Source organism: Reyranella aquatilis, assembly GCF_020880995.1.
Lineage (GTDB): Bacteria > Pseudomonadota > Alphaproteobacteria > Reyranellales > Reyranellaceae > Reyranella > Reyranella aquatilis.
The window spans coordinates 125,752-137,449 of sequence record NZ_JAJISD010000001.1 but is presented as its reverse complement, the minus strand read 5'-3'; the positions used below and the strand labels follow the sequence as shown (position 1 = coordinate 137,449).

Below are 11,698 nucleotides of genomic sequence, written 5' to 3'. Positions count from 1 at the left end.
ACCAATTGCAGACTATAGCTCCCGCAATGCAAATACTAGGGGGCTAACTGCAAAAATGTGCCCGCAGCCGCGCGATCGCGCTGTCGAGTGTGCTGTCGTCCTTGCAGAAGCAGAACCGGGCGAAATAGCGCGGCGCTTCCTGCGACTGATAGAAGGCGCTCACCGGCACCGCGGTGACGCCGGCCTCCACCGTGATGTGCCGGCAGAACTCCTCGTCCGTCCCGTTGAAGCCGAGGGGACGGAAGTCGGCCGTGACGAAGTAGGTACCGTGGGCCGGCAAGACGTCGAACCCGATCTCCGCCAGAGCGGTCGCCAGGCGGTCGCGCTTGCGCTGCATGTCGGCGGCCAGGTTGGAAAAGTACCCATCGCCCAGCCGTAGCCCCGTCGCCGCGCCCCACTGCAGATTGGGCGGCGTCGTGAACGTCATGAACTGATGGGTCTTGGCGATCGCCTTCATCAGCTCCGGCGCAGCCGTGACGTACCCGACCTTCCAGCCCGTGAGGCTGAAGCTCTTGCCTGCGGAGCCGATGCGCACCGTCCGGTCGCGCATGCCCGGCAGGGTCATCATCGAGATGTGGCGCCGGTCGTCGAAGATGATGTGCTCGTAGACCTCGTCGCAGATCGCATAGACATCGTGCTGTTGGCAAAGGCCGGCGATGAAGGACAGTTCCTCCCGATCGAAAACCTTCGAACACGGGTTCATGGGCGTGTTGAACAGGATCAGCTTGGTCTTCGGTCCGAAGGCGGCAGCCAGTTGCTCCCGGGGCAGACGCCAGTGCGGCGGTTCCAGCCGGACCAGCTTCGGCACGCCCCCCGCCCGCCGCACCATGGGGAGATAGGAATCGTAGAGCGGCTCGATGAGAACCACCTCGTCGCCCGGTTCGATCAGGCCGAACAGGCAGTCTCCCAGCGCTTCGGTGGCACCCGAGGTGACGAGGACCTCGCTCTGCCAGTCGATGTCGAGGCCCTGGAACCGCTTCGCGTGCTCGGCCACGGCCTGACGCAATTCGGGAATGCCCATCATCGGCGGATACTGGTTATGGCCGTTCAGCAGAAAGTCGGCCGCCGCAGCCCTCACCTCCTCCGGTCCCTTGTCGTCGGGGAAGCCCTGGCCGAGGTTGACCGACTTGTGCTCACGCGCGAGCGCCGACATGACTTCGAACACCGTCGTCCCGAGGGCGGTCATGGTCGAGTTTGCGGGTTTCATGGGAGTTTCTCTTTTGCCTATTTTCGGATCAATTTGTTGCCGGATTATTGGGCGTATCGCCTTCTAAACAGTCAGTCCGAAGCAATATTTCCCGCGTGGACCTGTGGAAAATATTGGCATGAAGTATGCTTAGCTGTCTGTCATACGGGCTGTCCCAACCGGGAGGGCCCGGTGCCTGTGTGCGGAGTGTCTTTAGCCACATGAAGAAGATCGAAGCGATCATCAAGCCCTTCAAGCTCGATGAGGTGAAGGACGCCCTCAACCAGATCGGCCTCAAAGGCATCACGGTTCTCGAGGCCAAGGGCTTCGGCCGGCAGAAGGGCCATACCGAACTGTATCGCGGCGCCGAGTATGTCGTGGACTTCCTTCCGAAGGTGAAACTCGAACTCGTCATCGAGGACGAGATGGTCGAGAAGGCCGTCGAGGCGATCCGCAGCTCGGCGCACACCGGTCGCATCGGCGACGGCAAGATTTTCGTGTCGAGCATCGACGACGCGATCCGAATTCGTACTGGTGAGCGTGGTGACGCCGCCGTATGAGGACCCGGCCTTTGGGGGCTGAAGCAGTAAACCACAAGTAGAGGGACGACCGACAATGGATGCCAAACAGGTTCTGGCGATGATCAAGGAAAAGGACGTCAAGTTCGTTGACTTCCGCTTCACCGATCCTCGCGGCAAGTGGCAGCACACGGCCCGCATGGCGTCCGCCACCGACGAAGGCACCTTCGAAGACGGCGTGATGTTCGACGGCTCCTCGATCGCCGGCTGGAAGGCGATCAACGAGTCCGACATGATCCTGATGCCGGATCCGTCGACCGCCGTGCTCGATCCCTTCTCGGCCCAGACCACGCTGATCGTGAGCTGCGACGTCGTCGAGCCCTCCACCGGCCAGCTGTACGCCCGCTGCCCCCGCTCGACCGCCAAGCGCGCCGAAGCCTTCATGAAGTCGTCCGGCATCGGCGACACCGCCGTGTTCGGTCCCGAGCTCGAGTTCTTCGTGTTCGACGACGTCCGCTACGACGTCCAGATGCAGGGCAGCTTCTACAGCATCTCCTCCAACGAATCGCCGTGGAACACCGGCATCGCGGTCGAGGGCGGCAACCTCGCACACCGTCCGGCCGTCAAGGGCGGCTACTTCCCCGTCCAGCCGGTCGACACGCACAACGACCTGCGCGCCGAGATGATGTCGGTCTGCACCGACATGGGCCTGACGATGGAAATCCACCATCATGAGGTCGCCCCGGCTCAGAACGAGCTCGGCTTCAAGTTCGACACGCTCGTGAAGACCGCCGACAACGTGCAGAAGTACAAGTATTCGCTGCACAACGTCGCGCACAGCTACGGCAAGTCGCTGACCTTCATGCCGAAGCCGCTCTACGGCGACAACGGCTCGGGCATGCACACCCACCAGTCGATCTGGAAGGACGGCAAGCCGCTGTTCGCCGGTTCGGGCTATGCCGACCTGTCGGAGACGGCGCTGTACTACATCGGCGGCATCATCAAGCACGCCAAGGCGCTGAACGCCTTCACCAACGCCAGCACCAACTCCTACAAGCGCGTGATCCCGGGCTTCGAGGCGCCGGTGCTCCTGGCCTACTCATCGCGCAACCGCTCGGCCTCGTGCCGTATCCCCTACTCGGCCTCGCCGAAGGGCAAGCGCGTCGAGGTCCGCTTCCCGGATCCGTCGGCCAACCCGTACCTCGCCTTCGCGGCGATGCTGATGGCCGGCATCGACGGCATCAACAACAAGATCCATCCGGGCGACCCGATGGACAAGAACCTGTACGACCTGCCGCCGGAAGAACTGTCGAAGGTTCCGACCGTCGCCGGCTCGCTGCGCGAGGCCCTCAATGCCCTCGACGCCGACCGCTCGTTCCTCACCAAGGGCGGCGTGTTCACCGACGACCAGATCGACGCCTACATGGAACTGAAGTGGGAAGAGGTCTACAACTGGGAACATCAGCCGGCCCCGATCGAGTACAAGATGTACTACTCGATCTGATCTCGGCTCCCGAGTTCACGAGAGAAGGCCGCCCCTCACCGGGCGGCCTTTTTCGTGTAGCATCGCGAAATGACGTCCCGCCTATCGCTGGCTGTCCGGATTGTTTCACTCTTGGCAGCCCTGTCTCTGGCACTTTTCGTTGGCTATTTGGATACCATCGTCACGAGTGTGCAGGCTTACGAGCGGTGTAGTGGGCAACCCTCCCTGACGGACGATCTTGCTTTCATTCGCCGGGTCCAAGCGCAATTTCGCGACCATCCCAAGATATCCAACATGATGCAGCCTTCAGAACCACTCGATCCCACACCCGGGGGGCATGGAAGGAAGTGCTACGGAACCGTCCTCAGCCAATCGGCCAAGTGGTGTTTGCGTCCCGACGAGCAACTCTCATGGTTTGGTGCGCAGCTCGTGAGGTTCGAAGGAGCAGCAACTGTCGAGTGCCGCGTCCTGAGGTGCGGTACTTTTCTGAATACTCTCACACATGATCCTTGCCTAACCATGGACCTATACGACTAGCTTGCTAGTCCACCGATTTTTCGGATCATGGAAGGGCCCGCTGTTGCGGGCCCTTCTTTTGTTGGAGGATGCGCGCCGCAACACTTCTGAGGGAACGGACATGGGCTGGATGGACGAAGCGATGGAGACCCTGCGTCCCTGGATCGGGCGGGTTCGCACGGTCGAGGACGATATCGGCATGATGGCCGTCCGCCGCGTCGCTGCGACCTTCGACGTCGATCCCGATTCGATCAGGCGCGGCCAGGAACTGCCGCCGCACTGGTTCACCGTCTTCTTCGCCGAAACCATCCGCCAGGGCGAACTCGGTCCCGACGGCCATCCGAACAAGGGCATCGTCCTGCCGCCGATTCCGATGCCGCGCCGCATGGGCGCCGGCCGCCGGGTCGAGATCATGGGGCGCCTCAAGGCCGGCGAACCGGCGCTCAAGAAGGCCGAGGTGGCGAACATCGTCCCCAAGACCGGCCGCTCGGGCGACATCTTCGTGCTGACGATGCGCCACACGATCGAACAAGGCGACCGCACCATCGCCTCCGACACGTTCGACGCGATCTACCGCCCCGCCGTGCCGCCGGGCCAGAAGACCACCGCCACGGTGGCGACGCAGGCCCGTACCGACCAGGCCTGGACCGAGACGACGCAGCTCACCAACACGCTCAACTTCCGCTACGGCGGCATCACCTGGAACGCCCACCGCATCCACTATGACGGCGACTACACGCGCAGCGAGGAAGGCTATCCCGCGATCGTGTCCAACGGCGGGCTGTCGATGCATCTGATGGTCGATGCCGCGCTGAAGCATGCCAAGGGCGAGCTCAAGGGCTACAGCGCCCGCCTCGTCCATCCGCTGTGGGTCGGCGACTTGATCGAGGTGCGCGGCGAGCAACAGAAGGATGGCAAGCTGAAGCTGTGGGCCGCCGACAAGAACGGCGTGCTGTGCGGCGAGATGGACCTGGAGTTCGCAGCGTGAGCGGTGGTCCGCTCTCCGGCGTGAAGGTGGTCGACCTGACGACGGTGGTCGTCGGGCCGATCTGCACGCGCACGCTGGCCGACTACGGCGCCGAGGTCATCAAGGTCGAGGCGCCGGGCGGCGATCTTTTGCGCACCATGGCGCAGGGCAGCCGCAATCCCGGCATGTCGGGCAAGTTCATCAACTTCAACCGCAACAAGCGGTCGATCGTGCTCGACATCAAGAACCCGGACGGGCTCGCAGCGCTGCATCGGCTGATCGAGAAGGCCGACGTGTTCGTGAGCAACGTGCGGCCCGAGGCGCTGACGCGCGCGGGCCTCGATCATGCGAGTCTCGCGAAGAAGAACCCGCGGCTGATCCACTGCTCGATCCTCGCCTTCGGGCGTGGCGGCCGGTACTACAACCGCCCCGCCTACGATCCGATCGTGCAGAGCCTGTCGGGCGTCGCCGGCACGCTGGAGCGCGCCACCGGCGAGCCGCGCTTCGTGCCGATGGTGATGAGCGACCACACGACCGGCCTGATCGCCGCCCAATGCATCGGCTTCGCGCTTTACCGTCGCGAGAAGACCGGCCAGGGCGAGGCGATCGACGTGCCGATGCTCGAGAACATGGCCTCTTTCGTGTCGAGCGAGCATTTGGGCGCCACCACCTTCGACCCGCCGGTCGGGCCGACCGGCGACAACCGCCTGCTGAGCCCGGATTACAGGCCGCTGCCGACCAAGGACGGCTACATCACGGTCGGCCCCAACACCAACCAGCAGGCCTTCGCCTTCTTCGATGCGATCGGCCGGCCCGAACTCAAGACCGATCCGCGCTTCGACAGCGCCGCCTCGCGCACGAAGAATGCCGCCGCCTACTTCGTCGTGCGCAAGGAAGGCCTCGCCCAGCGGACCACCGCGGAGTGGCTGGAGATCTTCGACAAGGCCGACGTGCCGGCGGCGCGCTACAACACGATCGACGACCTGCTGACCGATCCGCATCTCGGCGACGTGGGCTTCTTCCAGCCCGAGGACCATCCCAGCGAAGGCCGCATCCGGCGATCTCGACGGGCCAACACGTTCTCCGGCGGCGAACGGCAGACCGAGACGCACGCGCCGACCCTCGGCGAACATACCGACGCCATCCTGGCCAGCGCCGGCTACAGCGAGGCCGAGATCGAGAAGATGCGGGCGTCGGGCGCCGTTCGCTAACTGAAGCGGACGCTCGCCGTCCGGTCGCGCTGTGGTGCGACCGAGACGATCTGGCCAGTCGGCCTCCCCTCCCGCTCGCCGGTCGGCACCAGCACCATGCGTCGCCGCTCGCCCGGCAGCAAGAAGAAGCCCTCCTCGGCGCCGCGATGGCCCGGCGCTTCGACCTGGATGCAGGGCGCGAATCTGGTCGCCTGGACCACTACGGACCATCCGGTCTCGTCCTGCTCCAGCGTTGCCGAGAGGCCGGGATCATGCGCCAGTCCTGCGCGGCCCAACGGATAGTGCGCGGCTTCGGCGAGCCGCGCGCCCGTCGAGGCATCGGACAGGGTCACCGCCGCCACGTCGAGCGCCGGCGCTCCGAAGCGGTAGGCGTAGGTGACGTCGAAGAACGATCCGATGATCTCCGCCGTGCTCAACGTCCGGGCGCCATGCGCCGGAAGCTCGACCTCGCACTCGCGCCGCATCGTCACGACGTCGCCGGCCTGCAGGCAGATCAGCAGGAGGCGTGCCCGCAAGGGGGCCGCGGTGTCATTGATCACGTGCACGTCCAGACCGTTCAGTCCCTCGTCGCTCAGCACGACCTGAATCGGCCTGAAGGCGCGGCGCAGCGCATGCCAGGCCAGCTTGGGAACACCCGTCCAGTCGATCACGCCCCAGCCCGGTCCGGGACCGAGGTCCTTGAGCATCCACACGAGTGCTCCCTCGCAGGGAGATGCCGGCCGGCGCCATTCCGCGACCACGGCCTCCATCACCTCGCCGGACACCGCCCGCGCCAGTCGCAGATAGTGAGCCGAGTCCTCGGCCCGCGCCCGGGCCGCATCGACACCGTAGAGTTGGCCCAGGTAGTGATCCCGGACCGCCACGAAATCCCAGTCGGCGCCCCGATCGTGCGGGATCATCTCCGAGGCTTGCGGCAGACCGGCGCCCGTGTTGGCGAGCGCCAGGCATTCCGAGGCGAACCGCACACCCGCCCGGCGCGCATCCTCCAGCGGCCGGCGATAGGCTCCGACTCCGTAATAGTGGGAAACGCCGGCATCGGTCCGGAACGGCAGGTCGCCGCCCTCGGGCGACTGCGCCAGGTAGGGAACGTCCGGGCAGAGAGAGTTCGCGATGCCCGGGAGGATCTCGTCGTAGAGCGGGCTGCTCCACAAAGTGGGAGGCAGTCCGAGCATTGCGGCCTGCTGGGCGATTTCGCTGCCGCCGCACAGCAGGGCCAGAGATGGATGGCTCCGAGCCCGCGAGATAAACTGCTGCGCCTCCCGCTCGACGCTCGCTCGGAAGGCCGGGTCGCCGATCGGGTAATCCATGCTGGCGAACATGAAATCGTGCCAGACGAGGATGCCGAGTTCGTCGCAGAGCGCGAAGAAGTCGTCGCTCTCGTAAGTCATCGTCCCGGCGACGCGGATCATGTTCATGTGGCAGTCGCGGGCCTGCTGCAGCCAGGGCAGAAGCACTGTGCGGTCTGCTGCCAGGGTGACGAGATCGGCGGCGCTCCAGCAGGCCCCGCGCGCGAAGACGGATTGACCGTTGATGCGAAATCCGAAGCCGCGCCCGTCGCTGCCAAGATCGATCTCGATGGAGCGGAAGCCGATGCGGCCGAGGTCGATCTCGATCTCGCCGACCAGGACACGCGCCGGGTAGAGGAACGGCTCGCCATGGGTGTGAGGCCACCATTTGCGGACGTCGCGCAGGCGCAGCCTGCCCTCCAGCCGATCCTCCCCGGTCCATCGGAGCGGTTCACTTTTTCCCCCGACCTCGAGGTGCACCGGCGGGGTCCCGCCCCGACTGACGACCTGGAGCGTGACTTCGACCACGCCGTCTGCGCCGTCCAGGGTTGCGCGCACGTCGGCCGCCCTGAGCTGCAGAGGGCCCGCCGGTTCCAGGATGTCGATCGACCGCCAGGGACCCACGGCATGGATGGGCGGCTGCCAGCCGGTCATGTGGCCCAGCAAGGTCGTGCGCACGTGCCTCAGGGCGTTGTTCGCGACTAGTGCGGTCCGCCAGCGCGCCCTGCCCTTGCGGCGTGCCAGTTCGGCATCGAGCGAGCGGAAGGCGACGAAGAGTTCGTTCTCTCCCTCGAGATCGACCTCGATTTCCTCAGCGAGGAACATGTTGTCCGAAACCAGGATCGACCGGCCGTTCAGCCAGACCTCGGCGAGGGTCGCGAGGCCGTTGAAGCGAAGCACCCGGCGGCCGCTCCCGGGGAAGTTCGTACGATACCAGATGTCCTTTTCGTGCAGCGGCGCCGGTTCCGCCTCGATCCAGCGGCCGGCCGCGCGCAGCGCCTGCGCCGCTGTGCCGGGCACGGGCGCACCGATCCAGTCGAGCGTATCCGAAAGCTCATCGGGTCGGGTCGCCGCCCCCGGCGCGGTGCAGGCCAGTCGCCATTCCGCGCCCAGGGGCCTGTAACAAGTCATCCGCTGAACCGCTCATCGAGGGTGTCGAAGACAGTATCGTAGTGGGCTGCGAGTGGCTCGAGGTCGATGGCCCGGGCGTCAAGCTTCCGCCGATGAACCATTCGCGCAAGCTGGAACTGGATGGCCTTGGCCCCTTCTGCGAGCCGCCGCCCCGCCTCCGCGGCTTCGCCAAGCCCTCCGACGCCCCGGGTGGTCAGCCAATCCAGATACGTCGCCAGCATCTCGAAGTTGGCGCCCAGCTGGCGCGGCCCATTGAAGGCGTAGAGATGGAGGTAGTCCATGTCGCGCAGCCCCAGCATTTCCATCTGCGCCGGGAGCGCAGCCTGCCATTGCCGGATCGGATGGCTTCGCGGACGATGATCCAGGTGGCTTCGAAGCAGGGCAATCGATCCGTCCACGAGCGCGCCTCCGTCGAGCGCCTTCCCGTCCCGCTTGACGAACTCGACGTAGGGAAACAGCAAGGCGGGTTCGCGGAACAGGCCATCGTAATCTTCGCCGGCGAGCTCGTAATAGCCGGTGCCATGGAAGTAACCCAGCCGCCGCTCCTGCGGATGCAGGGCGATCACCCCGATGCTGGTCTTCATGTGCGCCTTGCGATAGGCGTCGCCCGCATCGGGCAGCCAGAAGGCATCGACTTCGACCAGAACGGGATGCCCGCGCCGCAGCTGCGCCATCGACTGCGCCTCGACCGTGTCGAAGATCGGAAGCTCCTGCACCGCGAGACCGAAAAGGACCTGCAGATCCTCCGGCGGAAACTTGAAGAAGGTGAAGTGATCGCCCTCGAAATCCTGCAGCACCGTGAAGGCGAGCGCTGCCTCCGCGGGATGACCCAGGGCCGGCAGCAGTTCGATCCACAGGTCGACGTAGCAGTTCGTCTCCGGCCAGATCCTGTCGCCGCCATGCAGGGGGCTCGACCTCCAGCTGGCCGGGGTAATGCCCAGCAGGTCGGCGGCTTCAGAGTCCGAGGACATGGCGTACGCCGGCCGGCCAGTCGCCCGGCACGAAACCATGGTGGCGGAGAAGCGCCAGCGTCAGCCGCTCGACTCCGAAGCCGACACAGGCCGTGTGCGCCACGCCTCCATCTTGCGCCTCGATCGCCCAGGCGCGTCCGAACAGGTCGCGGTGATCGTTGAAGCTCACGCAGGCGGTACGCGGCGCTTCCGCCACGATCGGCACGAGCAATTCGAACTTGAGACTCCGCTCCCGCTGGCTGTTCGCGAGGATGCGCCCCACCCTGCCGAAAAAGGGATCGTTCGCGACTTCTATGGCCATTGGCAGTCCGAGGGATTCGACCAGCGACCGCGCGCGTTCCAACCAGGTTTCGCGGAATGTCGCGATCTGGGCCGGTGAACCGATCCGGACATGCTCGCGCTGCCGGAACATCTGCATCCGCGCCGGGTCGATCGAAGGCTCGTGACGGAAGCACCACGTGTAGACATCGACAAGAGCGCCCGCCTCCGGCAGTCGTCCGCGCGCGGCCACGACGGGATAGGCGCCGTAACAGGCGGCCGGCGTGAGCGCCACACCGGTCGGGCGCTGCGTGCCGGACCAGTCTTCTCCCTTTGAGAGACTGTCCAGCAACGCACGATGATCGTCGTCGCCGCCGGAGAAGCTCGCCACCGTTCCCGCCAGATGGGGAAAATTGCGGAGATAGCCGCTCTGCTCGAGTTGAAGGCTGCCGATGCCCGGCGGGAAGCGCATCACCTCTGGACGATCGACGTCGCCCACCGCGCCGATCGCCGCGTTGACCCCCTCGAGCACCCGCTCGAAGCCGCCGCTTCGACCGAACAGGCCGTCGACGCCCATCGAAATCAGGAGCCCGTGGTGCAGCAGCTCATCCCGAAAGCGCCTGTAGGCCGAGGCGGCGGGATCCGTCACGCCAGCAGCTCCGGATCGTCGCGCAGCACGAGCCCGAGGTTCGCATTGTTCGCGGCAATGCGATCGTTGCTCACCATCACGACCGCCGAATGGGCGTCTCGCAGCAGGCGGCCGATACTGAAGATCGAATCGTTGCGATAACCTTCGAGCCCGCAGATCAGCATGGCCTGCCCGACGATCCGCACCAGCTTCTCGGAACTCAGGATCTTGAGGTTGTTCATGGCGACCGCGAACGGAATGCCCGAGAGAACGTCTTCCGACGCACGTGCCTGCTCGTACTGATGCAGGCAGGACAGAAGGTCGGACTTCATCGACTGCAACTCGCCGGTGGCCTGCGCCAGGCGTCCGGCACCGGCCGGCAGCGCTCCGGGCTTCCGCTTGGCTTCCGCGCGAACGAAGGCGCGGGCCCGCGACAGGGCTTCGCTGGCGATGCCGAGCCACAGGCCGCCCCAGACGAGATGCGACATGGGCAGCATGGTCTGTGCCGATATATCGGCATAGGCGTCCGGAAGGACCTGGCCCATCTCGCCTTCCGCCAGCAGCCGGTAACCATTGGAACAGGTTCCCCGCATGCCAAGCGTGTTCCAGTTTTCCTGGAGTTCCAGGGTGGCATCGGCTCGCGGGATGACGACGAGCCTCTGGTCCGAAGCGGGCGACTGCGCGGTCCGGCGCGCCGTCGCGAGGATGGCGTCGCAATTCCCGGCATACGAGATCACGGGCGTCTGCTTGGTCAGCCTGAATTTTCCCCGCCTCTCGTCCAGCGCGCAGACACTGCTTCGGACGTCGCCGCCGACACCCACCTCGGTGGTCGCGGAAGCGAGAAGCAGCTGCTCATGTACCAGGCGCTGCATGAAGGCCTGCTGCCAGGGGCTGGTACCGGCGTGCCGCACGATGCAGGCGACCTGGATCTGGTGCATCGCATAGATCATCGCGGTCGATGCGCAGTGCCGCCCGAGTTCGTGGCAGATCGCCACCACGTCGGCGATATCCGCTGCAGGGCCGCCGGCGCTTACGGGCACCAGGATGCCGAGCAGGCCGCGCTCCTTCAGGGCGGCCAAGGATTCTGCTGGAAAACGCGCACGGGAATCGACGTCGTCGGCGTATCGGCCGGCAATCTCGCTTCCCACCGCACGCGCCGCGGCGAGCCAGGGGGTCATGCCGCCTCGTCGCGCACGCCGATCTCCGCCAGGGCCTCGGCGATGGCGTCGATGCTGGAAAAGGTCTTGCGACGCAGCAAGCGGTCGGGAAATTCGATATCGAAAGCCTCTTCCAGGGCCAGCATCAGGCTAACCGTGGCATGGGACGTCAGGCCGGCCGCATGGAGGTCCGAATCGTCCCTGATCGCTTCGACACCCTGCTGCAAGCTGCCGGCAGTCTTCAGTACCGTTCGAATTCGTACCTTGAGGGGGTCGGACACCGGAGCTCCCAGCCACCGCGAATCGAAAATTCGCAAGCATTTCCTGCGGTTTAGGATATTCTCGGGCGGGGAACAAATCAATTTGCAGCGTACCGGGACCGTGGG

At 65.4% G+C, this 11,698-nt stretch carries 10 protein-coding genes; 4 read left to right on the top strand and 6 right to left on the bottom strand.

Annotated features, from left to right (window positions below; translation table 11 throughout):
* Positions 1-43 precede the first annotated feature (43 nt).
* Positions 44-1,207 carry an aminotransferase gene (locus LJ725_RS00605; RefSeq protein WP_230548685.1) on the bottom strand — a complete coding sequence of 388 codons (1,164 nt, stop codon included), beginning with the start codon at positions 1,205-1,207 and terminating at the stop codon, positions 44-46.
* Between the two features lie 200 nt (positions 1,208-1,407).
* Between LJ725_RS00605 and LJ725_RS00600 the strand changes: the two genes are divergently transcribed.
* The 4 genes from LJ725_RS00600 to LJ725_RS00585 all read left to right on the top strand — a co-directional run bounded on the left by LJ725_RS00600 (position 1,408) and on the right by LJ725_RS00585 (position 5,881).
* The gene (locus tag LJ725_RS00600; protein WP_068191833.1) at positions 1,408-1,746 is read left to right on the top strand and encodes a P-II family nitrogen regulator; all 339 of its coding nucleotides are present in this window, start codon (positions 1,408-1,410) and stop codon (positions 1,744-1,746) included.
* 55 nt (positions 1,747-1,801) lie between these two features.
* A complete protein-coding gene (glnA, locus tag LJ725_RS00595) occupies positions 1,802-3,208 on the top strand; it encodes a type I glutamate--ammonia ligase (RefSeq protein ID WP_230548684.1) in 1,407 nt (468 codons plus the stop codon).
* Positions 3,209-3,824: 616 nt separating this feature from the next.
* A complete protein-coding gene (locus LJ725_RS00590) occupies positions 3,825-4,691 on the top strand; it encodes a hypothetical protein (protein ID WP_230548683.1) in 867 nt (288 codons plus the stop codon).
* Positions 4,688-5,881 (top strand): CaiB/BaiF CoA transferase family protein, encoded by a 1,194-nt coding sequence (locus LJ725_RS00585; protein ID WP_230548682.1) that lies wholly within the window; start codon positions 4,688-4,690, stop codon positions 5,879-5,881. The genes LJ725_RS00590 and LJ725_RS00585 overlap by 4 nt, the downstream gene beginning before the upstream one ends.
* Here the strand turns inward: LJ725_RS00585 and LJ725_RS00580 are convergent.
* The 5 genes from LJ725_RS00580 to LJ725_RS00560 are packed head-to-tail and all read right to left on the bottom strand — an operon-like array spanning position 5,878 to position 11,569.
* Positions 5,878-8,298 (bottom strand): glycoside hydrolase family 2 protein, encoded by a 2,421-nt coding sequence (locus tag LJ725_RS00580; protein ID WP_230548681.1) that lies wholly within the window; start codon positions 8,296-8,298, stop codon positions 5,878-5,880. The two genes, LJ725_RS00585 and LJ725_RS00580, sit on opposite strands and share 4 nt — an antisense overlap.
* On the bottom strand, positions 8,295-9,269 hold the full coding sequence (locus LJ725_RS00575) for a DUF1839 family protein (RefSeq protein WP_230548680.1): 975 nt from the start codon (positions 9,267-9,269) through the stop codon (positions 8,295-8,297). The genes LJ725_RS00580 and LJ725_RS00575 overlap by 4 nt, the downstream gene beginning before the upstream one ends.
* Positions 9,253-10,176, bottom strand: a complete 924-nt coding sequence (locus LJ725_RS00570; RefSeq protein ID WP_230548679.1) for an amino acid--[acyl-carrier-protein] ligase — start codon at positions 10,174-10,176, stop codon at positions 9,253-9,255. Before LJ725_RS00570 ends, LJ725_RS00575 begins: the two co-directional genes overlap by 17 nt.
* Entirely contained in the window at positions 10,173-11,333 is a 1,161-nt protein-coding gene (locus LJ725_RS00565; RefSeq protein ID WP_230548678.1) for an acyl-CoA dehydrogenase family protein, read from the bottom strand. Before LJ725_RS00565 ends, LJ725_RS00570 begins: the two co-directional genes overlap by 4 nt.
* Complete coding sequence (locus LJ725_RS00560; RefSeq protein ID WP_230549678.1) at positions 11,330-11,569, bottom strand: acyl carrier protein; 240 nt, start codon at positions 11,567-11,569, stop codon at positions 11,330-11,332. Before LJ725_RS00560 ends, LJ725_RS00565 begins: the two co-directional genes overlap by 4 nt.
* Between the last annotated feature and the right edge of the window lie 129 nt (positions 11,570-11,698).

Bases quoted from the DNA above. Each gene is read 5' to 3' on its own strand.
- glnA (WP_230548684.1), top strand. From the start codon at position 1,802: ATGGATGCCAAACAGGTTCTGGCGATGATCAAGGAAAAGGACGTCAAG.
- LJ725_RS00565 (WP_230548678.1), bottom strand. From the start codon at position 11,333: ATGACCCCCTGGCTCGCCGCGGCGCGTGCGGTGGGAAGCGAGATTGCC.
- LJ725_RS00580 (WP_230548681.1), bottom strand. From the start codon at position 8,298: ATGACTTGTTACAGGCCCCTGGGCGCGGAATGGCGACTGGCCTGCACC.
- LJ725_RS00575 (WP_230548680.1), bottom strand. From the start codon at position 9,269: ATGTCCTCGGACTCTGAAGCCGCCGACCTGCTGGGCATTACCCCGGCC.
- LJ725_RS00600 (WP_068191833.1), top strand. From the start codon at position 1,408: ATGAAGAAGATCGAAGCGATCATCAAGCCCTTCAAGCTCGATGAGGTG.
- LJ725_RS00605 (WP_230548685.1), bottom strand. From the start codon at position 1,207: ATGAAACCCGCAAACTCGACCATGACCGCCCTCGGGACGACGGTGTTC.
- LJ725_RS00590 (WP_230548683.1), top strand. From the start codon at position 3,825: ATGGGCTGGATGGACGAAGCGATGGAGACCCTGCGTCCCTGGATCGGG.